We start from the raw sequence: 25,381 nt of genomic DNA, 5'->3' as shown, positions 1-25,381 counted from the left end.
TTCCATTTTATTTATTGTTTTATTTTTTTTTATCTATTCAAAGGTTTTAAGACACGCGGGATTTCCATAAAGTTTTATTTTTATGTTCTTAGTTTTTTCATTATTTGTTTAGAATATAGTTGTCTACTTCATCAGCAATTTCCTGATTGCTTTTGCTTTTTCTTGCAGCAACGTATGCTTCCAATTCTGTTTTCTTGAACAGCAGTTTCCTCTTGCCGCTTCTATAGTGGGGCAAATCGGATTTTTCGACCTTAGAATACAATGTGCTCAATTTTATTTTTAGAAAGTGAGCAGCTTGTTCAGCTGAGAGGAAGTCTTCATCCTTAATAGTTGGTTCAGGAGGAAGCATTTTTCGGAATTGCTCAATTGCTGCTTTAACAGCAGAATTAACTGTCAAGTTAATGAGATCACGAATTTCTGGGGTAATTGTTACCATTATTTTAGTTTTTAGGTTTTAAAAAAACTAAGGTAAATAGCAATGTAACGCCCTATTAAAAAGGGGTAAAGAAGGGGTAATGAAAGGGTAACGAAAGGGTAGTGATTTCTTTTAAATTCGGGTAAAATCGCGCACTATAATCCAATCTTCTTGATAGATAGTTGGGTCAACGCCTTTATTCTTTGTAAAAGCGATAGCATCCATTGGAATTCTAATATCATCGAGAAATAAATAATTTTTCATTTGATAATATTTTATTTTGTAAGATTTTCTTTTGCCTGCCTTCTTTGTTTTGGTACTATATACTCGGCCATATCCTCTAAAATTCTTTTCCCCTTTGGTGCTTCTTTTTCAGAATTTTTTAGAATAGCAAGAATAGTATCTTGATTTAGTTGTTCGATCGTATTATTTTCACCCAGCACTTCAAAATTTGCGGAGATCCAAGTCGCTAAGACATCGTATGTTCGAACCGTAATTTTTCCATTATAATGAAATCGTTTAAATAGTTCTGTTAGCTGATTCCTATTTCCTGAAAATGATAATTTCGATTTAAATTGATCTTTAATAATAAGATTATACAGATTTGTGTGTTGAACTTCAGGAAAGTATTGCTTTAATTTTTCAACTAAAATTGAAGCAAAATCAGGATTCATTAATACTGTTCTTACTTTTGACTCATCTCTAGAATTCATTTCATCTGCTTCAATTGGATCATCATTATTGTATGCCTTATTAAGCAAGAAGACTCTGTTTCGTTCGAGCCAATCCACCATCTTTTCCAATCGCATAAATTCATTAAAGTAATTTCTTCCTTTAACAAAAGTATAAGTTGAATATTCCAACAGGCCTAAAAAATTGTCTTTTGGTGCATAATCATTTCCCAAAAATAAAACAGACTGATAGGAGAGTAGTGGTTCGATTTTGTAAGCATCCATGGATAGGATTTTCCAACCTAAATAATGGTGATAAAGATTATTCGAGGAAGGAATGATGTAATTTCTATATTTTTTATTCTCCGTTAAATCAATTCCTTCTTTTTTCATAAAAGAAACAAAGAATTCTTCATCATCATCAATGAATTTTAAATCACGCAAGTGAGATGGAAGAGCCTCAATATTGGAGCTCAATTTTGTTCTTAATTGATCTAAAATTTCAAACACATCAATATCATAGACATGTCTTACAGTGCTTGGGAAGTCATATTCTGTCTCTTTCATAAGTCAATATCTATTAGGTTAGCGGCAGTTACTTTGGTTTCAGTTAAAATTTTTGCATATATCATTGTGGTTCTAATGTTTTTATGACCAAGTAATTTTGAAACGGTAAAAATATCTGCACCTTTATTTAAAATAAGCGTAGCATATGTGTGCCGGAAATTGTGTAGAGTGATTTTTTCTCAATTCCTGCTTTTAACACCCATCTTTTTAGTCTATCGTTATTGCTGTCATTGTATTTTAAACCATAAAAGATTTTTTCGTTAGGATCTAATGGTGTTCCTAGAATTTGAACGGCTTTATCATTAATAGGATGCATAATTACATCCTGAGTTTTCTTTTGTGTCAAATGTAAAAAATAACCTTTCCCTTCTGTATGCTGAATATCTTTCCATTTTAGTGCTGAAAGGTCTGACCAGCGCAGGCCAGTCAAGGCGGAAAACAAGCAAGCCGTTTTTAGAATTGGTAAATCGCAGTCAGTTTGAACTAATTTTTGCAATTCTTCTTGTGTTAAAAATTCTCGTTTACTTTCCTTTTGCTCTATCCCTTTAACATGTTTAAGAGGGTTGTCATTTATTAATCTTTCATCAAACGCTTGAGTAACAGCTGCACGGAATTTGTTGAAATAACTTGCAGCTGAATTTTGTGCTAGTTTTAATCCTCTTACAGTATTTAATCTTTCAGCATTTAGTAAATAGTTTTTGAAACGATTACAAAAGCTTTCATTGATTTCACCCATGATGCATTTTCCGTTTGTAAAAGCCTGAAGATAATGTAATGCACCTAAGTGGTTATCCTGTTTTCCGATATCTTCTTGTCTTTTTTCTATCAGGCTATTGAAATATTTAAGGAAATCCATTTTTTTATTCGTAGAATCGAAGATGCCATCTTGCTCATTCAATATTCCTTTTTCATTTGAGTCGGAGTAAATTTGCAAAATTTAAATTTTCCTTATTTATTCTTTTTCTTCTGCGTTTTGGGGTTTCTTATAGATCGTTCTATTTAAAATTCTCTGCGTGTTAATTTGCCATCATTTTTCTGATAGGAGGGTAGTAGTCTAAATAAAGACTCATTAACCCATTTTTTAATTCTTTTTGACGAAGGTGTACAGCCATTTTATTTTAAAAGTTTAGTAATTGATTTCCTTTGAATAATTATTCTCCCACCGAGTTCCGCAGAGATAATTAATTTCTTTTTTAGATAACGATGTAAGCTCATTCTGCTAATACCGAGAAGTAAACACGTCTCTTTAATACTTAAATATTCTTTTACTTGAATAGTATTGTAATCGATCCCAACTGATTTTTCGTATTCTTCTTTTTGAGCAGATTCTATTTTGTCATTTCTCTTGTTATTCTTCCATGATTTTTTAGGAACAACTATGAGAAACAAAATTTTGTAACCGTAGTTTTCGCGATGAATGGCGTTTTACAGAAGGTACATATTTTTGGTATCTGAATATTGCTGCTCATTTGTAACATGATGTAACATGTTGTAACATTGTATCAATTTGTAAACCTCAAATTTTTAGAAGTACAGAAAATTGTACCTCAGTGGTTGAGGTACAGCAAAGGTACAATCATTTAAAGTTTATAAGCAAATCAATCGGAATAAAAAGTAATTAACAATTTCTCTGTAAGTATTGTTATTGTTGAGTTTGGTGGATTAAGTATGATTAATTCGTATTAAGTAATATGGGATTACTTTCAATACAAAACCTAAAAAAAACATATTTCCCAACATATCATCTTAGGTTTCCGGTCATCCTGAAACCCTCCCTTCAAACTGGCTCCACTCATAAAATGTCCCCCAGACATTTTATGGAGTGCCCCTGGTACACCGAAGGTAGTAAATATTAATAATTGGGTATTAGGGTTTATAAATGCAGTTTAGAAAGGAATTTTATATCGTTTTTATAAAGTGGTATCCTTTTTTTACAAATCCTTCTCGTTCGTAGAAGGCATGAGCTTTTTCATTTTCTAAATAAGCATCCAGCATTATTTTTTTGCAATTGTTTTCTATTGCTTTTTGGGTACACCAATCGCATACTAGTTTTCCAATCCCTTTGGAGCGGTAGTTTTTATCAATCACTACATTGTCCATTTCCAAATATTTCCCGGAATACAATTTGGTATTGATCCAATATCCGGAAATACCGATGCATGTATCCGCATCAAAAATAGCCACTTGTCCATAGCCATTTTTGAGCATTTCGGGAAGCAGGATTTTGTAATCTTCTATGGTAAGTGTCGGTTGTAGTTGTTGAAGAAGAGAAATGTGTTGAAGCATTTCTTCGGGTGTGAGGAGTTCTTTGAAGGTGTAGGAGTGATTCATTTATTTATGTGAGACTGCGTGAATTGGTGATTGCCAAATCCCCTTGGCCCCCTTTTAAAGGGGGAATTAATCCTGCTGTAATTTTAATTGTTGGTCGCGATGATTATTTTATTCTATTGTTTGCCGCCACCTGTCACTTCTTTTTTCGGAGGCATTGGTCCACGTTTGTAGATAATTAATCCATTTAAAAAGTTGCGCAACAACTGATCGCCACAAGGTTTGAAGTTTTGGTGGTCGGGTGTTCTGTAAAGTGCATTGACTTCACTTTTTGAAATTTCGAAATCGACCAACTTTAAGATTTTAATAACATCTTCGTCTTTTAGCTCCAGCGCTACGCGTAATTTTTTTAGAATATCGTTGTTTGACAGCATCGTTTAGTGTTTGAATTGCAAAGTTATCAATAATATATGAATCGTTGTTTCTTCTTCAAAAATAGTCAATATCGCCTCATTTATTTGTAGATTTGAACCTTGTAATTATGTTTTAAATTATGAATATGAGTAACGAACTATTAAATAAGTTACATCCGTATCTGGATACCTTGATTTCTTATTTACCGGGATTGATAAAAGCATTGCTCACCTTGGTCATCGGGTTTTGGCTGGCCAAACGCGTGGATAAACTTTTGATTAAATATTTTAATGGCCGTCATTACGATGTTTCATTGGGAAGTTTTTGTAAGATTTGGTGAACATCGGATTAAAAATTATTGTTTTAATTACGGTTGCCGGAATGATTGGTTTGCCAACCACTTCTCTTGTAGCAGTGTTTGGAGCAGCAGGTTTGGCAATCGGTTTGGCCTTACAAGGTTCTTTGTCGAATTTTGCTGGTGGTGTTTTGATTTTAATTTTTAAGCCGTTCAAGGTGGGTGATTTAATAACGTGTCAGGGTGAAAGCGGACAGGTAAAAGAGATTCAGATTTTTAATACCATTATGATTACCGGAGAAAACAAAACGGTTATTTTGCCGAATGGTGCGGTATCTAATGGTACGATCATCAATGTTTCTAAACAAGGAAGTTTGCGTGTGGATATTAAAGTGAGTGTTGATTTTAATGAAGACCTTCACAAGGTGAGAAAAATAATTCTGGAAGAGTTGAGTAAGGATGAGTTGATCTTAAAAGAACCAGCGCCTACTGTAAATATTGTTGGCTATGCAGAAAGTGCAATGATGCTTTCCATTCGTCCATATGCCACACCCGACAATTCTCAATTTGTGCAGTTCAATGCGTATGAAAATATTCATCAGGCATTAATCGACAATGGTATTAAAGGTCCGCAGATTAAGCGCGTAATGGCAGAATAAAAAAAAGCTCCCGATGATTCGGGGCTTTTTTATAAAGGGGTAGTTATTAATAGTTCAATAATTCTTCAATTGCTTTTGCAACTTTGGTGGCATTCGGCAACATGGTTGTTTCCAACGTAGAATTTAGAGGAATAGCCGGAAGGTTTTCCGAACCGATTACTTCTACCGGAGCATCTAAATATTCGAAACATTTTTTAGAAATTCGTCCTGCCAATGCTTGCGGGAAACCATTGTTATAAGGTTCTTCCGTAAGTACAATGCATTTTCCATGTTTTTTAACGGTAGCAAGAATTGTTTCTTCATCCAGTGGATTGAGTGTTCTTAAATCCACAATTTCAACTTGTCCAGGGAAATTTTTCGCTGCATTTTTTGCCCAATACACGCCCATTCCATAAGTAATGATTGTGATGGATGATGTATAATGTGAGACGGCAAATGTACCATCTTCCATTTTCCATTTTCCGTTTTCCATTCCTACTACCTGCACCATGCGCGCTTTTCCGAATGGAATAATATATTCTTCATCCGGTTCAATGGTTTTTGCATCTTCCGTTCCTTTTATTTTACTCCAGTACAATCCTTTGTGTTCGAGCATCACTACCGGATTCGGATCGTAGTAGGCAGCTTTCATCAAACCTTTTAAATCGGCACCGGTGGAAGGATAACATACTTTGATACCACGGATATTGGTTAAAATACTTTCTACACTCGAAGAGTGATAAGGTCCGCCACTTCCATACGCACCAATTGGAACGCGGATGATGGCACTCACCGGCCATTTGCCATTCGACAAATAACAGGAGCGACTCACTTCTGTGAACAACTGATTTAAGCCCGGCCAGATGTAATCGCAAACTGAACTTCTACAATGGGTTTGCAACCAACCGCACTCATTCCAACAGTGCTGCCAATAATGAATGCTTCCTGGATAGGTGTATTAAATACGCGGTGGTCGCCATAGGTTTGTGCCAAGGTAGCTGCTTCACGAAATACTCCACCCAATCGTCCACCTACATCTTGTCCGTATAACAAACATTCCGGATGTTTGGCCATCAATTCGCGAATTGCGAAAAGCGCAGAATCCACCATAACAGTTTTTTCTTTTCCTGCCGGTTCACGTTCACCTTTTTCTTCGGTAACAGGAGTAGGAGCGTAGTCGTGATCAAATAAATCTTCGGGGCGAGGATCTTCTGCCAACAAAGCTTTTTGATAATCGCGTTCTACTTTTTCTTTTGCGAGTAATTCAATTTCATTTAATTCGGATGTAAGAAATCCTGCTACAATCATTTGATTGCGCAATCTTGGAAACGGATCACGTTTTTGTGCTTCTTCCAAATCATCGCGGTACCATTCTTTACGAACGCCTGAGGTATGGTGATTTAACAAAGGTACTTTCGCATGAATTAAAAAAGGTCTGCGTTCTTTGCGGATAATGGCAATTACTTCTTTAACGGTGTTGTATGATTTTTCAAAATCCGTTCCGTCAATGGTTCTTGTTTCCAATCCTTTAAATCCTTTGGCATATTCGGTGGCATCTTGAGCGCGAATTTCTTTTGCGTTTGCCGAAATATCCCATTCGTTATCTTGAACAACATAAAGGATTGGCAATTTTTTTAATACCGCCATTTGAAATGCTTCCGCCACTTCACCTTCGGTAATACACGCATCACCTAGAGAACAAACCGCAATGGGTTTGTCACTTTCTCCCTCTCCTTTGGAGAGGGCCGGGGTGAGGTTTAGGTTTTGTTTTTCTAAATATTGAATACCCATGGCCACACCCGTTGTTGGGATGGCTTGCATTCCCGTTGCAGAAGATTGCATGGGAATTTTAGGCATATCGTCTCTTTTTAAACTCGGATGGCAGTAATAGGTTCTTCCACCGGAAAAAGGGTCATCGCGTTTTGCCAATAGCTGCAACATTAATTCGTAGGGCTGCATCCCGATTCCAAGCATCATGCTATCGTCACGGTAATAGGCCGAAAGAAAATCCTGTGGTAACAATTGCAAACTAACAGCCAGCTGAATCGCTTCATGTCCGCGTGAAGTAGCATGCACATATTTTGCGGTTACTTCTTTATTGGCTTCATAAAGTTCTGCCATTGCTTTGGCAGTGCACATCAATTCGAAACCTTTTATCAAAGTCGCCTCTTCGATGGAAGAGTTGATTTTTCTTTTTTTATCAGTGGTTGTATCCGCCATGGCTTTAACTGTAAGATTTTTATAAACTTAATGTTATAATTTTATTACTAACCCAATAATTGTATAGCTAAATGTAAAATTAATTAGTTTAAATTCCAAGCAAATTAATTTTTGCAGAATATAATTCTGTGATTATTCAAAAATGACAAATAATTGTTTGTTTGGGTGTAAAAAGAAGAGACAGCAGAGAATCTAATTTTTAAGGATGTTAGTCTTCCTTTGCTTCAGGTTCAAGCACCTGCACAAAAGATTTGACAGGGTTACTGTTGTAGGGAATTTTAATGAGTCGGTATGGAGTGGTAGCAGGCTGCCACTGGCCATGGTCATATTGGGGAGGACCTGCTTTTGTTGTTGTAGAATAGATATTTATGAATTGATTTGAAAAGGTAATCTTATCGATTTTTCCAACTCCTCCCCAAACAATAATCGTAGATATACTCAGGTCCGCATAGGGCTTATTTGTTGTACTTCCTGTAAGATGAATCCAGAATTCATCGTATTCAAAAATATTATCTATCGTAAAATACTGTCCTCCACTAAAATTGAGTTGGGCAGTAGTGCCTTGTGCTAGTATCTCATATTTGATTTCTTCTTCTGACTCATCAACGAATGAAGTGATCATCGTTAACATTGAAATTAACGAGGCGAAAAGAAATATGTTTTTAACGAATTTCATTTGAATACCTACTAACGCTAAGTTACAATAAATAGTGTAGTATAGGAAATCTAACTTACCTTTGTTGTTCAACTACATGATGATGTTACAGAAAGCACTGGAGAATTTAAAAATTGCCTCATTAAATGAAATGCAATTAGCAACGATTGAAGCCGCTAAGAAATCAAACGATATTATTTTATTGTCGCCAACGGGTTCGGGAAAAACGCTAGGATTTCTATTGCCTGTTTTAAATTCTTTGGATAAAACGAAAGAAGGGATTCAAGCCTTGGTGATTGTTCCATCGCGGGAGTTGGCCATTCAAATTGAACAAGTGTTTAAACTCATGCAAACCGGATTTAAAGTGAATTGTGCGTATGGCGGACATTCTACAAAAACGGAAAAAAATAGTTTAGGTGAAGCACCGGCTGTATTAGTAGGAACACCGGGGCGATTGGCATTTCATATTCGCAATAAAAATATAAATACTGCAACCATCCATACGTTGGTATTGGATGAGTTTGATAAAGCTTTGGAGTTTGGTTTTCAGGAAGACATGTCGTTTATTGTTTATCATCTGAAAAATTTAAAAAAGCGAATGTTGACATCTGCCACGCAGATGAAAAGTATTCCGGAGTTTGCGGGATTAAAAGAACCAGTGGAATTAAATTTTTTAAGTAAAACTCCAGTAAAAGCAGAAGGTCTAAAATTAAAAGTGATTCAATCGGATACCAAAGATAAAATAGATGCATTGTTTTCATTGATTTGTCAATTGGGAAATAACGCAACACTTGTTTTTTGTAATCACCGCGATGCCGTTGATCGCATCAGTGCGTTGTTGTTGGAGAAAGGACTGTTTCATGGAACGTTTCATGGGAAGATGGAGCAGGAGGACAGAGAGCGCGCATTGATAAAATTCAGAAACGGAACGAATCAGATTTTAGTTACTACCGATTTAGCATCACGTGGATTGGACATTCCTGAAATTCAGAATGTGATTCATTTTCAATTGCCACATACCGAAGATGTATTTATTCATCGTAATGGAAGAACAGCTCGTATGAATGCAAAAGGAACTTCCTACTTGTTATTAGGTCCGGATGAATTTGTACCCACATTTATAAAAGACACACCACCGAAAGAAAAATTATCATCCGCGAATAAAATTCCTGAAAACACACCTTGGAGTACGTTGTATATTGCCGCAGGGAAAAAAGACAAGATCAATAAGATGGATATTGTAGGGATGTTGTTGCAAAAAGGAAAGTTGCAAAAAGAAGAATTGGGATTGATAGAAGTGCTGGATTTTTCTTCGTATGCAGCAGTAAAGCGTGATAAGATAGAAGGAATGCTTCGTTTGATCAAAGACGAAAAGATGAAGGGGCGAAAAATTAAAATGGATGTTTCGAAGTAATAGGCCAGTTCGATAGTTTGGTGCAACGTGATGTCAGTTCGAGTGTTCCGCAGGAACGTATCGAGAACGATTAGAATTACAAACACTTCTCGATACTCTCCCTTCGGTCGAACTCGAAGTGACTTGTCAGTTCGAGTGTTCCGCAGGAACGTATCGAGAACGATTAGAATTACAAACACTTCTCGATACTCTCCCTTCGGTCGAACTCGAAGTGACAATGGGGTTTCTATTTAAATTTCTTTTTTGACAGTTCAGGCAGTAAATCAAACTGTTTCTTTATTAATGCTTCTTTCTTTGATTTGCTCCACTTTTTTATTTTTTTCTCAAAAGCTATTGCGCTAATAGGATCATTGAATAGTTCATAAAATTTCAATTCAACCGGTCTTCTTGAGAATGTATAGGATTCTGGGTGAATACCACTATTATGTTGTTGGAGTCTTTGCTCAAGATTGTTTGTTACACCTACAGAATATGTTTTGTCAGAACACTCTAAGATATAAACATACATTGTTTTCATTTATGATGGTTTAATGAATTGTAATCACTTCTCGATACTCTCTTTTCGGTCGGACTCGAAGTTACAATTAAGTTAAAGTGTTCGGTACAACGTGATGTCAGTTCGAGTGTTCCGCAGGAACGTATCGAGAACGATTAGGATTACAAACACTTCTCGATACTCTCCCTTCGGTCGAACTCGAAGTGACTTGTCAGTTCGAGTTTTCGGGCTAACGTGATGTCAGTTCGAGTGTTCCGCAGGAACGTATCGAGAACGATTAGGATTACAAACACTTCTCGATACTCTCCCTTCGGTCGAACTCGAAGTGACTTGTCAGTTCGAGTTTTCGGGCTAACGTGATGTCAGTTCGAGTGTTCCGCAGGAATGTATCGAGAACGATTAGGATTACAAATACTTCTCGATACTCTCCCTTCGGTCGAACTCGAAGTGACATTTGAGATAAAGACTATCCCTTCTTCAAAATTCTTTCCAAATAAAACGTTCCGAAAGGCAAGAAGGATAATAGAAATCCGATGGTTGCTAATTTAATAGACCATTTATATTTGATGGTGGCCATCAAAAGTAAAATGCAAAAGGCGATGAATAATACTCCGTGCGCCATTCCAACAATTCGAACAGGTGCTTGCATATCCATAAAATATTTCAGAGGCATTGCAATGAATAATAAAATTAGGTAAGATACGCCTTCTAAGAATCCTACTTTAAGGAAGATGTTGAAGAGTTTGTTGTCGTTTTCCATATTTAAGTTAGTTCTATGTTTGTTTATAACGTCATTGCGAGGTACGAAGCAATCCCTTTCAATCTAAACTCTTTTGCTCATCGTGAGAGATTGCTTCGTACCTCGCAATGACGCTTCGTAAAAGCATTCCTTAATCTTCCAAATCATCAATCACTGAAGCTTCCTCCGTTTTGCTGGAGTTCGCAACCAGGTTGTTGATGGTATTCATTTCATCTTCTGTCAAATATCTCCAGCCACCCGCTTTTATTCCGGTTAGGTTCACATTCATAATGCGTATTCTTTGCAGTTTGTAAACCTTATAATCGAGGGCATCACACATTCTTCTGATTTGTCGGTTTAAGCCTTGCGTAAGGATAATTCGGAACGTGTTTGTAGCTTCTTGTTTTACAAAACACTTTTTAGTAACCGCATCACCGATATCAATTCCATTTCCCATTTTTTGAATAAAGTCGGGCGTAATGGGTTTGTCGACCATCACCACATATTCTTTCTCATGTTTATTTCCGGCACGTAAAATTTTATTGACGATGTCACCATCATTTGTAAGAAAAATCAATCCTTCAGAAGGTTTATCCAATCGGCCAATTGGAAAAATTCTTTTTGGGTGATTGATAAATTCAATGATGTTGTCTTTGTCTTTAAGGTCGGTGGTGCAGGTAATGCCTTGAGGTTTGTTGAAGGCGATGTAAATTAATTTCTCTTTTGCTTTCAGTGGTTTTAAGTCGATGGTAATCACATCTTCATCCGAAACTTTTGTTCCGAGTTCAGGAATTTTTCCATTTACGGTAACACGACCTTGTTCGATGAGCTTATCCGCTTCACGTCTGGAGCATGTTCCGGTATCGCTGATGTATTTGTTGAGTCGTGTTTGCATTTTGGTTGATCGCTGTTGGTTATTAGTTATTCGTTATTAGTTATTGTGTTTTTTACAAACAACCAACAACTAACATCAAACAACTAACTAAGCTTTTGCTTTGAATTTATTAATAGCATTGATAGTAAATTCAGAAAGCACCAATTTTCCGCTCATTTCAGCGCGTTCAATTAAAAGCGTATCCCAATCTTCAGTTCCTCTCCAGAATACTTTTTTGAGCATGGCCATTGCTTCCGGATTTGATTTTGAAAGTTTATCTGCCAATGCTGAAATAGCAGCATCCAATTCTTCTGTGTTTTTGTAGATGTCGACATACAATCCTTTTTCTCTGGCCCAAGAGGCGGTTTGCCATTCGGTAGCATTGATGGAAAGTGAGGTGAATGCGGATGTTCCTACTTTGCGTTCAACTGCAGGTCCAACCACAAATGGTCCGATTCCAACAGCCAATTCACTTAATTTAACGGAGGCTGTATCAACAGCAAGTGTATAATCCGCAGCAGATGCAATTCCAACACCACCGCCAACTGCTTTTCCTTGAACACGAGCAATCACAAATTTAGGAGCAGTGCGAATGGCGTTGATGACCATTGCAAAACCTGAAAAGAATTTTTTTCCGGTTTCTAAATCTTTGATAGAAATTAATTCATCAAAAGATGCTCCGGCACAAAATGCTTTGTCGCCTTCACTTTGCAAAACAATTACTTTTGCCTGTTCGTCTTTTCCTGCTTTTGCAATTTCGTCTGCCAGTTGTCGTAACAATGCACCCGGCATTGAATTACTTTGAGGATGAAAAAAAGTGATGGTAGCGATTCCGTTTGTTGTTGTTGATTTTATATGTCCTTCCATGGTTTAAATGTATAATGGTTAATGTATAATGGTTAATGGGAAATGTATTTTTTAATAGGTAACTGTAATTTTTTCTTTATCAAATTTTTTTGAGGCCTTTGTTCCCTCTTCCATCCTCCATCTTCCATCCCCAACAGGGTGTAAATATAAATAAAAAAGTCCCGCTCCGGTTGGGGCAGGACTCAATTAAACCAATGTTTAACCCTATATTAATTCAATTAGTTCTCGTGATAAGCAGGCAATTTACCTTCTTTGATTAATTGCAAGCTTTTTTGTTTGTGCTCTTCAAAATTTCCGAAACACAAAGCATCCAATAAATCTTGTTTTGTCATTAGTGGACTGTTCAATTGTGATTTTAATTCTTTCTCACAACGGTTCACATATTTTTCAAAACGCTCTGGAGCCCAGATGTATTGTTTTTTATGCCAATCCGGTTGAGTACGATCTACTTTAAACTCAGTTGGCATATCATCATTCAGTTTGATATTGGTTTTGATATCCAAGCCTTCAAACTTTTTAGGTAATTGGCGATTATCAAAAATCAATGGTCGGCTGATTTTAATAACATGTTTTTTCTTTTTAACATCAACCATTGCTAAACCTTCAATCGTCAAACCTTTTTTCTTAAGGTGACCATACTTCGACTCAAAACTTTTTAAAATCTCAAACATGTTATTTAGTATTGATGGGAGGGTAAAGGTACGAAGTAATTACCATTGATAGTTATTAACATTGAATTATTTAGACAATTGAGTTTCAATCAACTACGACTGTTGAAAAATGATAGATGAACCCCGCTTTTTGGCATACTGATTCCAAAAAATGCCGTTAGTAGAAGTAATAACTTGATTTAATGTGTTGATATTTAGGTGGTTAGCTTTAAAACAGTCGGGTAGGATTTTAACCATTGAATGCATTCTTCTTCGGTGGACAAAAATCGGGATGGGACAGAAGGCTTTGCGATTTTCAGATAAAAATTAGCGAGTAATTTGTGTCCTAATGTGCTGGTTAACATTGATATAGCTGAGCAATGTTGGGTCACTTCCGGACTTCCCCAAAATATCCGTGACTCATTATCAAGTCCTGAGAATGTATTGCCGGTGGCAAAAATCGGAGAAACCTCCCAAGGGCAATTTTCTCGGATCATTTTAAATATTTTCTTGCTATCCTCCAGATTTAAGATCCCATCCTTATAATGAAGATGAATAATCCCATCTTCCCTATATTTTATCTTAATTTGATCCGTTTCAATTTCAGGAGTCATACCAAATTTAAAATCTAAAATTACTCTTTTTGTTGTTTCTTTAACCGATTGATGTTTTTTTCAATGTATTTTTCGGTCGTTAATAACGATTGTTGAATTCGTTTCGCATAGGTAATGGATGCGGTGATGTCTTTGTTTTTTTCTTCGATGATTTCTTTTTGAAGCAGTACTTCTTTCTGGTAGGATAAGTTTTCGTTTTTAAAGAAGATGAAAAAAATGGAAGTAATAATAAAGAGGAGAAGTAGAATTAATTTTCCAACATTTTCTTGAACACTTTCAAGACCGGGAGGTAAATTGATATATCCTATTCTATTCTTCATAAATTCCATTAGTCCAAAAAAGAGAACAATTCCTGCTGCAACAAATGCTTTGATAACAATTTTATTGTCGAACATAACTACCGCAATCATGCACATTACCAGCATAAAGTATTGCATATTAGAGGCTAACCCAAAGGTGAGTGTGGATCCAACAAAATAGAGGTAGCCCGAAATTGTAAAAAAGTAGAATGAAACAAGATGCTTTTTATTGGCGTGTAAAATAAAACTTGTGATTGCAACAATCAAGAAGAAAAGCAATAAGTAAAGTGCAACGCCTTTTTCCAGAAATATCGCTAATGGAATAAAGGATGTCATTGTAATTACAGAGATAACCGCAATCAAATTACTGATTCTGATTTTCCGTTTTAAGGAAGCATCATAGTGCGAATCGACTCCTATATTTAAAATCTTTTTTAGCAATGTTGCTGATTAAATTTTTATTCCGATAATTAAGATATCATCTACCTGATCATTGGAGCCTTGCCAATTTATGAGTGTTTCATCTACTGCTTTCAGCTGTTCATTCATCGGCAAATGACATTTGGAAAGAAACAATTCTTGTAAACTGGAGAGTTTGAATTTTTTTCCTTTGTCGCCACCAAACTGATCGGCATACCCATCTGTAAAGAGGTACAGCAAATCATTTTTTTGTAATTGAATGGTTTGGGTAGCAAAAGGAATGGGTGCGTCCACTTTCCCAATTGCCTGTTTGGTTGGTTTGTATTCAATAAGTGCTTTGTTACGGATAATCCACAATGGATTGTTGGCGCCACTCCACATTAATTCGAGGGTAGCTTTGTTGAAATGACAAAGTGAAATGTCCATTCCATCATTTACTTCACTTTCACTTTTCTCGAATGTTTCCACCACAAGTTCACTCACTTTGTCTAAGATGTCTCCCGGTTTTGAAATTCCAAATTCGTTAACCGTTCTGTTTAATGCATTGGAGCATACAACACTTACCATTGCACCCGGTACACCATGTCCTGTACAATCTGCGGCAGCAAAGAATACGGCATCTTTGTTTTTTTGATCGTTTTCCAGCCAATAGAAATCTCCTGCAACAATGTCTTTCGGTTTATAAAAGAAAAAGGAATCGGGTAAGTGCTGTTTGATTAAGCGTTGTGGTGGTAAAATCGCTTCTTGCAATCGTTTCGCGTAGGAGATGGAAGAAAGGATTTCCTTTTGTTTTTCCTCTATGATCTCTTTTTGTTTTTCTGTTTCGTGTTGTTGTATTTCAATAATATTTTTTTGTTTATTGGTAATTCTAAAGCGGTTATACATCATTCCACCAAATACCAGTAATAAAAACAATCCTCCGTAAAGTGCCCACTTTTGTGTCGTATCCTGATCAATTTGTGCATTTTTAGCAAGGATTAATGCTTTTGTAACTTTACGTTCTTCTGCATTTACAACACTATCCGCAGCTGCTTTTTTTTCGTATTGGTATTCCAATTCTTTGTTCGCAATTTGTCGTTGATTGTCGTCTTTTAAAATACTATCTTTTAGTGTGATATAGCGTTCGTAGAAAGAAAGGGCTTTGGTGAAATTCCCCATTTCTTTGTAAGTTTCATACAATACTTCGGTCACTTCTTTTTCAGAATTAATGTCTTCCGATTCTTTCGCAATTTGATTCGATTTATTTAAGCATTCGAGTGCAAGCGCAAATTTTTTCTGTTTCATGTATGATTTGCCAATAGCAGTAAGTGAGGTAGACTCCCCAAATTTATCTCCGATTTCTTTTGCAAGGGCATTGCTCTTTAATTGGTATTCCAACGCTTTTTCGTTTTCACCCAAGGTGGCATACGTATTCCCAATATTGGCATACGATGCAGCAACACCCTGTTTGTCGCCCAACGCTTCGTATAATTTTAAGCTACGCTGGTTATAGTCGAGTGCTTTTTTGTAATCAGCCAAGTTTTGATAAATGATCCCAATATTATTTAAGGAGCTGGCCATGCTTTCTTTGTTTTGCATTTCTTCAGCTAATTTCAAACTGCGCATTTGGTATTCTAATGCTTTCTCAAACTCGTTGATATTGATGTAGATACTGCCAATGTTCGCAAGGGAAGAGGCAACACCTTTAAAATCTTTCAGCTCTTCACGTATTTTTAAACATTGCTGATAGAAATCAATTGCTTTGATATAATTTCCTTTTACCTGGTAGGACGCTCCAATTGTATTGAGTGCTTTTGTTTCCCAATATTTTAATTTTTTTGTTCGTGCCATTTCCAGCTCCATGTGCCCAAGGATGTAGGTGGAATCAGGGTTGGTGTATAATAAACTCCAGGCAATGTCGTTGAAAGCCGACAAGCGGATACTATCTTGTAGTTTTACATTGTTATAAACACGCCAAAGCGAATCAACATTTTGAGCTTTGGAAATATTGATAGACAAAAGAAACAAAAAGATAAAAGAGTAGAGGAATCGTAGTTTCATATTTAATAGCATAAATGTACAATATCTAATACAAAAAAACTAATCAGGTGGTTGGGTTTTTAGTCCCCTTTTATTAATGGGATATTCCGATAACTAGGATGTCATTTATTGTTTGAATGAAGCTTTCCTGTCTCGAATAATTTTATGAAAGATCTGAGCTTGTTCCTTCGATGTGAATTTTTGGATTTTTACTTTTTTGCAGATAGGAGCATTTGGATAAGCGAGGCGATGCTGATGTTTTGTGATTAGATGGGGTGAAAGAATAGAAGTGTAAAAACGATTAGAAATCTATTTTTCAAAGGTCGAGTGGTGTGTAAATAAATATAAAAGCCCTCCTCGAATCAATCGAAGAGGGCTTTTGACAGATATCCTTTAAATTTTTACTCCAATAATCAGAACGTCATCAACTTGTTCTAAGTTGCCTTTCCATTTTTCAAATTCCTTGTCAAGAATTGATTTTTGGTCGCTTAACGGAAGATCTTTTATTTGGAGTAGTTTTTCCTGTAGTTGTTTGTATTTGTATTTTTTTCCTTTATCACCACCAAACTGATCGGCATACCCATCGGTGAATGTGTAAACGATATCTCCTTTTTGAAGGTCGATGGTTTGAAGAGAGAAAGGTGCTGTTTTAGAATGGTACATTCCTACAGGCATTTTATCGGGTTTGAATTCCTGCATTTCGCCATTTCTGATGAGCCACAAAGGGTTGTTGGCAGCAGCAAACTCTAATTTCATGTTTTCAAAATCATAGGCACACAACACGCAATCCATACCATCTTTACTTTCCTCTTCACTGCCTTCTGGATTTAAGGAAGCAATGATTCCTTTTCTCATATTGTCAAGGATTTCATTCGGATGAATCAGGTTTTTTTCAATGATGGATTCATTTAAATGAGAGATACCCACCATACTCATTAATGCCCCGGGAACTCCATGGCCAGTGCAATCCGCTGTACACATGTAGAATAATTCAGTTTTGCTTCCGGTTGGTTTATGAGCAATCGCATGATAAAAATCTCCACTTACAATGTCTTTTGGTTTGTAAAGGATGAAAAAATTTTTTGTTTCTGTTTCAGTTGTTTCCATGAGGCTAATTTATGTCATTTTTTAATCTATTCAAACTTTTCTCGATATATTTTTCAGTAGGCAATAACGAATGCTGAATGCGTTTTGCATAGTGTATGGAATCGATTATTTCCTTTTGTTTTTCTTCTACAAGTTGTTTTTGATGAGAAATAATCTTGTTTTTCTTTTTGTTCGTTTGTAGGTTTTTAAAAATTAATGCGGCAAGGATAATTACGAGTAATAATCCACCGGAAGTGGAATACAATACAATCTGTTGTTTTTGTTTTTCTTTGGTGGCAATTTCGTCTTTTTTTGCTTGTTCGGTTTTAGCCAATGCTTCTTTTTTATCGAACTCATATTGCATTTGTTGCTGAACTATTGTTTTGTTGCTTTCTTCATTGGCAATACTATCTCGGTAGATGATATAGTTTTTGTAATTGATATGAGCTGTTTTCCAATCTTTTGTTAGGAGTGCTAAATTGCTTATCGACCAATAAGTATCTCTTATTAATTCTTTTGAATTTGTTTTCAATGCAAAATCATACGCTTTTTGTTGATAGCTTTTCGCCTTTTGATAATTGCCTTTTGATGCTTCAATAACAGTGAGCTGGATAAATATCCGGCAAATGTTTTGAATGTCTTCTATTTCTTCGGATATCGTTAACGACTTCATTAGATTTTCTTCAGCAAGTGTGTTCTCTCCTTGTCGTATTTGAATATATGCGATATTAAAATAGGATAGGGCAATTCCATATTTATCTCCTACTTCTTCTCTATATTTTTTAGATAACAAGTGGTGTTCAAGTGATTTTGTATGATTTTTTTGAGATTCGTAGATGGTTCCAAGATTATTATGAGTGATTCCCAATGAAAATTTATCGCCAATTTTCTCTTGCATTTCAAGCGCTTTGAATGTGTATGTTAAAGCTTCGTCATAATTTTTTTGAGATAAATAAATGTTCCCAATATTTGCAAAGGATTGTGCAATGTTTTTAGGGTTTCCGAGTTGTTCTCTTATTTTTAGGGCTTCGAGGTGGTTTTTTAATGCTTCAGGAAGATTTCCTTGGTTCCAAAGTACATTCCCAATATTATTGTAAGTGGCACCAATTCCTTTGATATCGTTAATTTGTTTTTTTATTTCCAGCGATTGCTTATATCGAAGCAGGGCTTCATTGTATTCCGATTTTTGTGCATAGATATTTCCAATATAATTGATGGCTTCTGCTTTCCCTTTTAAGAAGTTTAATTGATCGCATAATTGAATGCTGAGGTCGGCATATTCCCTGGATTTTTTATAATCGCTGGTGATGAAATATTCCCAACAAATTGCATTGTATGTTTTTATTTTGTTGGTGTCATTTATTTTGTTGGAGGATAGAGCCGTCAGCAACGAATCTAGCTTGCTGTTTTGGCAATAACCGGCAACATGGAATGCGATTAGGAGTGTAGCGAATAGAATCAGTTTTTTCATTGTCCCTTTTTGAGTTTTAGAATATTCTTCTCAATATATTTTTCAGAAGGGAGTAGTGAATTCTGAATTCTTTTTGCGTAGCGGATGCTGTCCAAAATCTCTTTTTGTTTTTCTTCAACAATGTCTTTTTGGAGTGAAATGATTTTGTTTTGTTCCTTATTGATTTTAAGGCTTCTTAAAATCACTGCAGTTAACACGAGAAGCAGAAGCAGTCCACCACATACTGCGTAAATAATGATTTGATTTTTTTGTTTTTCTTTTTGTGCTATGTTGTCTTTTTTATCTTGTTCAGCTTTTGCGAGTGCATCTTTTTTATCGAATTCATATTGCATTTGCAATTGAACTGTTTTTTTTGTGTTCTCTTCGTTTGTTAATGTATCATTTTTGGAAATGTAAGCTTGATATTGCGTGAACGCTTTTTCAAAATTATTCTCCTTCTCGTAGATTTTACTTAAGCTAAGGTGATGATCTTTTTGAATATACGTAGCCCCTATGGTTGTTGAGATGTCCAATGCTTCCAGAAGATATTTTTTTGCTTCTTCCATTTTGTTTTGGTCAAAATAGAGTACACCAATATTTCCGAGGGTCGTGGCAACCCCACCTTGATCACCTATTTCTCTGTCTATTTTAATGGATTCCAGATAAAATTCTACTGCTTTGTCGTATTTTTTTTGAGAGTTATAGGTATTACCAATATTGCTTTTCCAAGCAGAAATTAGACTTTTAGATTCCAGTTCTTCCGCCATTTTTAAGGCTTTGAAGTAATAACTTAAGGCATCATCGTATTTACCTTGATTCCAATAAACCAAACCAATGTTTCCTAAATCGATGCATACTCCGTTTTTATCACCAATTTCTTCCGCAATTTTAAGTGCTTTGAAATAATAGCTTAATGCTTGATCAAGGTCACCTTGGTTCCAGTATACATTTCCGATGTTCGCGATGGTTTTTGCTAATACCGGTTTGTTGTTGGATTGTTCATTTATTTTTAAGGATTTGAAATAGTAGTTTAATGCTTTTGGGTATTCTCCTTGATTCCAATACACTAAGCCGATATTGCTGTACAAATTGGCAATTTTATTCTCGTTTTGAGTTTCTTCGTAAATCTTAAGTGCGTCAAAATATTTTTTTAAGGCTTGGGAATAATTTCCTTTGCTCCAGTGAAAGAGGCCAATATTGGTCAGCGCTTCTGCTTCTCCTTTTTTCCATTGAAGTTCCTCCGCTAATTTTAATCCTTCATTCCCATGTTGTAACGATTTTTCCATTTCTCCTGTTAGTCGAAATTCATTACATAACGCATTTAAGGTTTTTACTCTGTTGCTATCCTGTGCACTAGATTTAAGAATAAGAAGAAGCGAGTCGGTTTTTTGTTGCTGTGCAAAGGCAGAAAAACTCGACAGGATAAAAATGAAAAGAATGTATTTCTTCATTTTTTTTTCAATTTATTTAAATTGCGCTCAATGTATTTTTCTGTTGGTAATAGTGAGGTTTGAATCTTTTTTGCGTATCGAATGGAGTCAGTCACCTCTTTGTTTTTTTCTTCCAAGATAGTTTTTTGGAATTCAATTTCTGCTTTTTGGATTTCAACTTTTTCCTTTTGCTCCGATATAATTTTGTTTGCTTTTTGTTTGTCTTTGTAATTTTTGAAAATATACAATGCGAGTATAAAAAAGATGATAGATACTCCAATTGCGATATAGGTAAATATTTTTTGTTTCTCTGTTTTTTCTTCAGCAATGGCCAATTCTTGTTCGTGTATTTTCGAAAAAACGACTTGATTTAAAGAGTCGGAGTACCTCTTTTTATCATATTCATAAATTAACTCCGCTTTAAATTGTTCTTTTTTGTTTTTATCATTAAAGATGGAATCACGTGCTGCAATGTACTCTTTATAATGGAAGTAAGCTTTGCTGGAATTATTCAGTTTTTCATATACGTTTTTTAATGCGAGATGAGCTTGTTCCTTATGTGGATAGCTTTCTATTTTGGTTGCAAGTACGAGGGATTGTAATCCAAAGCGTTCTGATTCCTTCAGGTTGTTTAGCTGCAGATGAGATACCGATAAGTTGCTATAAGCATTTGCCAAATTGGGCTGCATCTTTAGCTCGATGAATTTTAGTGCAGCTTTTTCAAAATAAATAATCGCATTTTTATTGTCGTTTAATTTTTGATAATAGCTTCCGATGTTTTCTGTTGCCATTGCTTCACCTTGTATATCACCCACTTCTTTGGTAAGCAGAAGGAACTTATCAAAATAGATTTTTGCACTATCGAGTTTCCCCATCTCATAATACACACTTCCAACATTGCCGGTCAGTAAGCTTTGTCCATATAAATGGTTAATTGCAAAGGCGTACTTTAAAGCTATTTGATAATGCTTCATAGCTTTAGGGTATTGTTGAATGGAGAAATATGTATTAGCGAGATTATTGTTCGCCATTGCTAATCCAAGTGTATCTTTTTCCTTTTCAATTTCTTTTAGTGCTTTAAATCCGTATTCGATTCCAACCGTGTAATTTCCTTGTTCGGTATAGGTGAGATTAAGAGAAGTATAAAGCCTTCTGTTGGCATACGAATCCAGATGATGTTTTTTAGAAATCTCTACCGCTGTATGTAATTTATCGAGTGAGGTCGTATATTCTCCTCGTTCTCTATAAACGATGCCTAATGTTAGCAATGCATCCATTTGATAGCGATAGTTTTTTATTTTTTTTGCAATTGCTAAGGATTGGTTGGCGTAGAATATAGTTGAATCAGGATTAATGCCGGTATATTCTTTAGCTAAAACATCAAAGTCGTAACAAATCGCACTATCTGTTTTATGTGCTTTTATTCTTGTTTTTAGAGAATCAACAATAGGAGTCTCTTTCGCCACGAGTTGAAATGAGGAGGCTAAAAAGGAAATCAATAAAAGAGTATAGTTGAAATACAAGCGCATGTAATTACGATTTTAATGTTATTTCTTTTTTAGTCTTTTTATGCTTTTATGGATATAAACTTCTGTTGGCAATAAACTTTGTTGAATGCGTTTGGCATACTGAATACTATCTGTTATTCGTTTGCTTTTTTCTTCAATGATATGATTTTGTCGTTCTAGATCTTTATTTTGAATTGAAATCTCATTTTTTAATGAACGACTTTTGACAAACAAGTAAATGATAAAGATGCAGAAGATAGCCATGGCAATCAATGCATAGGTTAACAGCTGATTTTGCTCTCTTGCTTTTTGTGAGTTTAGTTTTTCCCTTTCAATTTCTTTTTCCTTTTCACTGAGTGCAAGTTTTTTTTCTAAACGAGAAATCGTATTAATCTTTTCGATGTTGAGCAATTTGTTTTTGAGTTCCGTTTGAAGCACGAGGGTGTTATAGGCTTCTTCAAAGTTGCCCATGTCTTTATGTAGCAATATTAATTCTTCATATGTTTCAGACAATTCATGATCTAATAAATTTTCTTTTGCGATGGTCATGCTTCGTTCTAATTGTGTTTTCGATTCGTCAAACACCTTTTTTAAACGGTAATACTTCCCGATATACACCAAAATGGTTGCTTCCGAATCAATCATTTTGTCTTCCATCGCCATTGCATGTGCTTGGTTCAACTCACGTATGGCTTCATCCAACCGATTTGTTTCAAGGAGGAATATTCCTTTGTTTTGGTGAAAGAAATACCTATCTGTTTTGGAAAGTGAACTGAAATTGTCTTCTATCTCTTTTAATGTGGCTTCAGCTTTGTCAAATTCTTTACTTTTAAAATAACGGATGGATAAATTTAATAAGCTGTTAATGATTCCTTTGGTATTGTTTCCTTTTCGAAACATGGTTAATGCTTCATCCAAAAGTTTTGTAGATTCATTTTCATTTCCGATTCGGCTTTGGAGATTTGATTTTAGCTTCAGTACGGTTCCTATTCCGCTCCAGTCGTTTAAGTCGGTATAGATTTTAGAAGCGTTGTTGAGTTTGATGTTGGCCTCTTCTAAATCAGATTTTAAAAGAAGATATCTACCTAATGAAACATTCGAGCGAGCAATAAGCGGTAAGTCGTTTGATTTACGCGCACATTTTTCAAACTCAATACTAACGGAGTAGGAGGAATCAGGGTTTGAAAAGTACAATGAATCAGCCAACTCCATCAATTTTTCACAATCGTTCTTTTGTTGAGAAAAGAGCGACTGTGAAAAAAGAAGAGCAATAATATAAAATGCTTTGCGTAACAAATTAATCTTGATTTTTCTTTTTAACCATGGTGAGAATGGTAGCAATGGCAACTGTTTCTCCTGTTTCATCATAAACGTCTACTAACCATTTCACAATTCCTTTGGCAATATCTTCTTCTGATTTTTTCTCTTGATCAATTTTTTCTTTACATGTAAAACGAACACCGATTTCAGCTCCCGGATAAACAGGTTTTGTAAATCGACATTCATCAATTCCGTAATTTAATAAAACCGGACCTTTTGGGGCATCCACAAATAAGCCGGCAGCTCGGGATAAGATATAGTAACCGTGAGCAACTCTTCCAGTAAAGATGGTTCCTTCCAGTGAGTTTGCATCCATGTGAGCATAAAACTTATCACCACTCAATTCGGCAAATGCTTCAATGTTCTCTAATGTTACTTTGTGTTTTGCAGTAATTAAGGTTTCGCCTACTACCAATTCTTCGAAATAACGTTTGAATGGATGAATGTCATTCAAAATGTATTTCGCTCCGTATTGATAGTTGTTGGTAATGTTTGTTATTGTTGTTGGAGAACCTTGAATGGCGGTGCGTTGCAAGTAATGGAATACGCCACGTTTTCCGCCCATCTCTTCTCCGCCACCTGCTCGTCCCGGACCACCATGCGTAAGCAATGGCATTGGCGAACCGTGTCCGGTACTTTCTTTTGCGCAATCCGCATTTAAAACTAAAATACGTCCATGCATACATGCCGCTCCGATTACAAATTCTTTCGCGATTTTATCATCACCGGTAATGATGGAACATACCAATGAACCTTTTCCCATTTTTGCTAATTCAATTGCATCGGCAATTGTTTTGTAGGGCATGATGGTACTTACCGGTCCGAATGCTTCTAAGTTATGGCAATCTTGAAATTTAAACGGGTCTTTGTTTAAGAATAAAATGGGCGACATAAAAGCACCTTTGTTTTTGTCGGCACCGGTCACATCAAATTTTTCTAGATCACCAAAAACAATTTCTTGTGTTTTGGCCAATTGCATTACTTTTTCAGCAACTTCTTTCAATTGTGTTTTTCCTGCCAACGCACCCATACGCACTCCTTCCACGTTGGGATCACCGATGGTGGTGGTTGCTAATCGTTTTCCTAAAGCAATTTGAACATCTTCTACTAATTTTTCAGGAACAATGATTCTTCTGATGGCCGTACATTTTTGTCCGGCTTTGGTTGTCATTTCTCGTTGTACCTCTTTGATAAAAATATCAAATTCAGGAGTGCCCGGTGTAGCATCAGCGCCCAATACACAGCAGTTTAATGAATCCGCTTCCATGTTAAAAGAAACGGCTTCTTGAATTAATTTGGGATGAGCCTTAAGCATCATTCCCGTGCTGGCAGAGCCGGTAAACGTTACAATGTCTTGTGATTCGATGTGGTCTAAAATGCCGTTTGCGCTTCCGCAGATAAGTTGTAAAGCGCCTTCCGGTAAAATTTTAGATGCGGCAATTTCTTTTACCACTGCTTCCGTTAAAAAGGAAGTAACCGTTGCGGGTTTTACAATTGCAGGAACACCGGCTAATAAATTGACAGCAATTTTTTCCAACATTCCCCATACCGGGAAGTTGAACGCGTTGATGTGAATGGCAACACCTTCTTTGGGAACACAAATGTGATGGCCGATGAAGGTTCCGTTTTTACTCAATTTTGCAGCATCTCCATCCAGACAAAATGTTTCATTCGGAAATTGTCTTCGCAAACTGGCGTATGTAAATAAATTCCCAATTCCACCTTCAATATCTACCCAACTGTCGGAGCGAGTGGCTCCCGTTGCCCAACTTACTTTGTAGAAAATTTCTTTTTTCGATTGTAAGTGCATGGCTAACGCTTTTAGCATTAAGCCTCTTTCTTGAAACGTTAATTTGCGTAAAGCAGGACCGCCCACCTTTCGAGCATAGTTCATCATCTCGGCAAAATCTAAGCCTTTGCTGCTTGCTGTTGTAATTTGTTCACCGGTAATTGCATTGAATAATGCTTGGCCTTCACCATCTCCTGAAATCCATTTTCCGGATGCGTAATTTTCTAATTTCATAATGCTATAAATTCTAATTAATAACGTTA

25 protein-coding genes and 1 pseudogene are annotated in these 25,381 nt (G+C 35.9%); 3 read left to right on the top strand and 23 right to left on the bottom strand.

Features of this window, described 5'->3' with window-relative positions:
• Window positions 1-100 precede the first annotated feature (100 nt).
• The 7 genes from IPP64_13040 to IPP64_13010 all read right to left on the bottom strand — a co-directional run bounded on the left by IPP64_13040 (window position 101) and on the right by IPP64_13010 (window position 4,355).
• On the bottom strand, window positions 101-436 hold the full coding sequence (locus IPP64_13040; protein ID MBL0330314.1) for a helix-turn-helix domain-containing protein: 336 nt from the start codon (window positions 434-436) through the stop codon (window positions 101-103).
• Between the two features lie 254 nt (window positions 437-690).
• A complete protein-coding gene (locus IPP64_13035) occupies window positions 691-1,653 on the bottom strand; it encodes a hypothetical protein (protein ID MBL0330313.1) in 963 nt (320 codons plus the stop codon).
• A complete protein-coding gene (locus tag IPP64_13030) occupies window positions 1,650-1,826 on the bottom strand; it encodes a tyrosine-type recombinase/integrase (GenBank protein MBL0330312.1) in 177 nt (58 codons plus the stop codon). The genes IPP64_13035 and IPP64_13030 overlap by 4 nt, the downstream gene beginning before the upstream one ends.
• Window positions 1,781-2,587 carry a site-specific integrase gene (locus tag IPP64_13025; GenBank protein MBL0330311.1) on the bottom strand — a complete coding sequence of 269 codons (807 nt, stop codon included), beginning with the start codon at window positions 2,585-2,587 and terminating at the stop codon, window positions 1,781-1,783. Before IPP64_13025 ends, IPP64_13030 begins: the two co-directional genes overlap by 46 nt.
• Before the next feature lie 179 nt (window positions 2,588-2,766).
• Window positions 2,767-3,042, bottom strand: a complete 276-nt coding sequence (locus IPP64_13020; protein MBL0330310.1) for a helix-turn-helix domain-containing protein — start codon at window positions 3,040-3,042, stop codon at window positions 2,767-2,769.
• A gap of 510 nt (window positions 3,043-3,552) precedes the next feature.
• Complete coding sequence (locus tag IPP64_13015; GenBank protein MBL0330309.1) at window positions 3,553-3,984, bottom strand: GNAT family N-acetyltransferase; 432 nt, start codon at window positions 3,982-3,984, stop codon at window positions 3,553-3,555.
• 113 nt (window positions 3,985-4,097) lie between these two features.
• Window positions 4,098-4,355 (bottom strand): DUF1456 family protein, encoded by a 258-nt coding sequence (locus IPP64_13010; protein ID MBL0330308.1) that lies wholly within the window; start codon window positions 4,353-4,355, stop codon window positions 4,098-4,100.
• 125 nt (window positions 4,356-4,480) lie between these two features.
• Here IPP64_13010 and IPP64_13005 point away from each other — a divergent pair, with 125 nt between their 5' ends.
• Both IPP64_13005 and IPP64_13000 read left to right on the top strand, forming a co-directional pair.
• Window positions 4,481-4,675, top strand: coding sequence for a hypothetical protein (locus IPP64_13005; protein MBL0330307.1), 195 nt, complete (start codon window positions 4,481-4,483; stop codon window positions 4,673-4,675).
• On the top strand, window positions 4,672-5,289 hold the full coding sequence (locus tag IPP64_13000; protein MBL0330306.1) for a mechanosensitive ion channel family protein: 618 nt from the start codon (window positions 4,672-4,674) through the stop codon (window positions 5,287-5,289). The genes IPP64_13005 and IPP64_13000 overlap by 4 nt, the downstream gene beginning before the upstream one ends.
• A gap of 46 nt (window positions 5,290-5,335) precedes the next feature.
• Here the strand turns inward: IPP64_13000 and IPP64_12995 are convergent.
• Window positions 5,336-7,488, bottom strand: a pseudogene (locus tag IPP64_12995) (tungsten formylmethanofuran dehydrogenase).
• Between the two features lie 208 nt (window positions 7,489-7,696).
• Window positions 7,697-8,110 (bottom strand): hypothetical protein, encoded by a 414-nt coding sequence (locus tag IPP64_12990; protein MBL0330305.1) that lies wholly within the window; start codon window positions 8,108-8,110, stop codon window positions 7,697-7,699.
• A 133-nt stretch (window positions 8,111-8,243) separates the two neighbouring features.
• On the opposite strand from IPP64_12990, the gene IPP64_12985 reads away from it, so the two are divergent.
• Complete coding sequence (locus IPP64_12985) at window positions 8,244-9,557, top strand: DEAD/DEAH box helicase (protein MBL0330304.1); 1,314 nt, start codon at window positions 8,244-8,246, stop codon at window positions 9,555-9,557.
• A gap of 226 nt (window positions 9,558-9,783) precedes the next feature.
• Here IPP64_12985 and IPP64_12980 read toward each other — a convergent pair whose 3' ends face one another.
• The 14 genes from IPP64_12980 to paaZ form a co-directional block, all read right to left on the bottom strand.
• Window positions 9,784-10,074 carry a GIY-YIG nuclease family protein gene (locus IPP64_12980; GenBank protein MBL0330303.1) on the bottom strand — a complete coding sequence of 97 codons (291 nt, stop codon included), beginning with the start codon at window positions 10,072-10,074 and terminating at the stop codon, window positions 9,784-9,786.
• A 445-nt stretch (window positions 10,075-10,519) separates the two neighbouring features.
• On the bottom strand, window positions 10,520-10,813 hold the full coding sequence (locus IPP64_12975; protein MBL0330302.1) for a DUF3817 domain-containing protein: 294 nt from the start codon (window positions 10,811-10,813) through the stop codon (window positions 10,520-10,522).
• Window positions 10,814-10,943: 130 nt separating this feature from the next.
• Window positions 10,944-11,687: a 23S rRNA pseudouridine(2604) synthase RluF gene (gene rluF / locus IPP64_12970; protein ID MBL0330301.1), complete on the bottom strand. Its 744-nt coding sequence runs from the start codon at window positions 11,685-11,687 to the stop codon at window positions 10,944-10,946.
• Window positions 11,688-11,774: 87 nt separating this feature from the next.
• Window positions 11,775-12,533, bottom strand: a complete 759-nt coding sequence (locus IPP64_12965; protein MBL0330300.1) for an enoyl-CoA hydratase/isomerase family protein — start codon at window positions 12,531-12,533, stop codon at window positions 11,775-11,777.
• Between the two features lie 218 nt (window positions 12,534-12,751).
• Entirely contained in the window at window positions 12,752-13,204 is a 453-nt protein-coding gene (locus IPP64_12960) for a hypothetical protein (protein MBL0330299.1), read from the bottom strand.
• A 194-nt stretch (window positions 13,205-13,398) separates the two neighbouring features.
• Window positions 13,399-13,797: a hypothetical protein gene (locus tag IPP64_12955; GenBank protein MBL0330298.1), complete on the bottom strand. Its 399-nt coding sequence runs from the start codon at window positions 13,795-13,797 to the stop codon at window positions 13,399-13,401.
• 20 nt (window positions 13,798-13,817) lie between these two features.
• On the bottom strand, window positions 13,818-14,537 hold the full coding sequence (locus IPP64_12950; GenBank protein MBL0330297.1) for a hypothetical protein: 720 nt from the start codon (window positions 14,535-14,537) through the stop codon (window positions 13,818-13,820).
• 9 nt (window positions 14,538-14,546) lie between these two features.
• On the bottom strand, window positions 14,547-16,556 hold the full coding sequence (locus IPP64_12945; GenBank protein ID MBL0330296.1) for a tetratricopeptide repeat protein: 2,010 nt from the start codon (window positions 16,554-16,556) through the stop codon (window positions 14,547-14,549).
• 372 nt (window positions 16,557-16,928) lie between these two features.
• Complete coding sequence (locus tag IPP64_12940; protein MBL0330295.1) at window positions 16,929-17,642, bottom strand: SpoIIE family protein phosphatase; 714 nt, start codon at window positions 17,640-17,642, stop codon at window positions 16,929-16,931.
• A 4-nt stretch (window positions 17,643-17,646) separates the two neighbouring features.
• Entirely contained in the window at window positions 17,647-19,092 is a 1,446-nt protein-coding gene (locus IPP64_12935) for a tetratricopeptide repeat protein (protein MBL0330294.1), read from the bottom strand.
• On the bottom strand, window positions 19,089-20,522 hold the full coding sequence (locus IPP64_12930; protein ID MBL0330293.1) for a tetratricopeptide repeat protein: 1,434 nt from the start codon (window positions 20,520-20,522) through the stop codon (window positions 19,089-19,091). The genes IPP64_12935 and IPP64_12930 overlap by 4 nt, the downstream gene beginning before the upstream one ends.
• Window positions 20,519-22,030 carry a hypothetical protein gene (locus IPP64_12925; protein MBL0330292.1) on the bottom strand — a complete coding sequence of 504 codons (1,512 nt, stop codon included), beginning with the start codon at window positions 22,028-22,030 and terminating at the stop codon, window positions 20,519-20,521. The genes IPP64_12930 and IPP64_12925 overlap by 4 nt, the downstream gene beginning before the upstream one ends.
• Before the next feature lie 18 nt (window positions 22,031-22,048).
• Window positions 22,049-23,374: a hypothetical protein gene (locus IPP64_12920; GenBank protein ID MBL0330291.1), complete on the bottom strand. Its 1,326-nt coding sequence runs from the start codon at window positions 23,372-23,374 to the stop codon at window positions 22,049-22,051.
• Entirely contained in the window at window positions 23,307-25,352 is a 2,046-nt protein-coding gene (gene paaZ / locus IPP64_12915; protein ID MBL0330290.1) for a phenylacetic acid degradation bifunctional protein PaaZ, read from the bottom strand. Before paaZ ends, IPP64_12920 begins: the two co-directional genes overlap by 68 nt.
• Window positions 25,353-25,381 lie beyond the last annotated feature (29 nt).

The organism is Bacteroidota bacterium, from assembly GCA_016722565.1.
In the GTDB taxonomy this organism is placed as follows: Bacteria; Bacteroidota; Bacteroidia; order 2-12-FULL-35-15; family 2-12-FULL-35-15; genus 2-12-FULL-35-15.
Note: the sequence above shows the minus strand (reverse complement) of the source record. Positions and strands in the feature narration are given on the sequence as shown.

Bases quoted from the DNA above. Each gene is read 5' to 3' on its own strand.
- IPP64_13015 (MBL0330309.1), bottom strand. From the start codon at position 3,984: ATGAATCACTCCTACACCTTCAAAGAACTCCTCACACCCGAAGAAATG.
- IPP64_13035 (MBL0330313.1), bottom strand. From the start codon at position 1,653: ATGAAAGAGACAGAATATGACTTCCCAAGCACTGTAAGACATGTCTAT.
- IPP64_12955 (MBL0330298.1), bottom strand. From the start codon at position 13,797: ATGACTCCTGAAATTGAAACGGATCAAATTAAGATAAAATATAGGGAA.
- IPP64_12940 (MBL0330295.1), bottom strand. From the start codon at position 17,642: ATGGAAACAACTGAAACAGAAACAAAAAATTTTTTCATCCTTTACAAA.
- IPP64_13005 (MBL0330307.1), top strand. From the start codon at position 4,481: ATGAGTAACGAACTATTAAATAAGTTACATCCGTATCTGGATACCTTG.
- IPP64_12945 (MBL0330296.1), bottom strand. From the start codon at position 16,556: ATGAAACTACGATTCCTCTACTCTTTTATCTTTTTGTTTCTTTTGTCT.
- IPP64_12975 (MBL0330302.1), bottom strand. From the start codon at position 10,813: ATGGAAAACGACAACAAACTCTTCAACATCTTCCTTAAAGTAGGATTC.
- IPP64_12920 (MBL0330291.1), bottom strand. From the start codon at position 23,374: ATGAAACAGGAGAAACAGTTGCCATTGCTACCATTCTCACCATGGTTA.
- IPP64_12980 (MBL0330303.1), bottom strand. From the start codon at position 10,074: ATGAAAACAATGTATGTTTATATCTTAGAGTGTTCTGACAAAACATAT.
- IPP64_12935 (MBL0330294.1), bottom strand. From the start codon at position 19,092: ATGAAAAAACTGATTCTATTCGCTACACTCCTAATCGCATTCCATGTT.
- IPP64_12930 (MBL0330293.1), bottom strand. From the start codon at position 20,522: ATGAAGAAATACATTCTTTTCATTTTTATCCTGTCGAGTTTTTCTGCC.
- rluF (MBL0330301.1), bottom strand. From the start codon at position 11,687: ATGCAAACACGACTCAACAAATACATCAGCGATACCGGAACATGCTCC.
- IPP64_12985 (MBL0330304.1), top strand. From the start codon at position 8,244: ATGATGTTACAGAAAGCACTGGAGAATTTAAAAATTGCCTCATTAAAT.
- paaZ (MBL0330290.1), bottom strand. From the start codon at position 25,352: ATGAAATTAGAAAATTACGCATCCGGAAAATGGATTTCAGGAGATGGT.
- IPP64_13010 (MBL0330308.1), bottom strand. From the start codon at position 4,355: ATGCTGTCAAACAACGATATTCTAAAAAAATTACGCGTAGCGCTGGAG.
- IPP64_12990 (MBL0330305.1), bottom strand. From the start codon at position 8,110: ATGATCACTTCATTCGTTGATGAGTCAGAAGAAGAAATCAAATATGAG.
- IPP64_12965 (MBL0330300.1), bottom strand. From the start codon at position 12,533: ATGGAAGGACATATAAAATCAACAACAACAAACGGAATCGCTACCATC.
- IPP64_12925 (MBL0330292.1), bottom strand. From the start codon at position 22,030: ATGCGCTTGTATTTCAACTATACTCTTTTATTGATTTCCTTTTTAGCC.
- IPP64_13040 (MBL0330314.1), bottom strand. From the start codon at position 436: ATGGTAACAATTACCCCAGAAATTCGTGATCTCATTAACTTGACAGTT.
- IPP64_12960 (MBL0330299.1), bottom strand. From the start codon at position 13,204: ATGTTTGAGATTTTAAAAAGTTTTGAGTCGAAGTATGGTCACCTTAAG.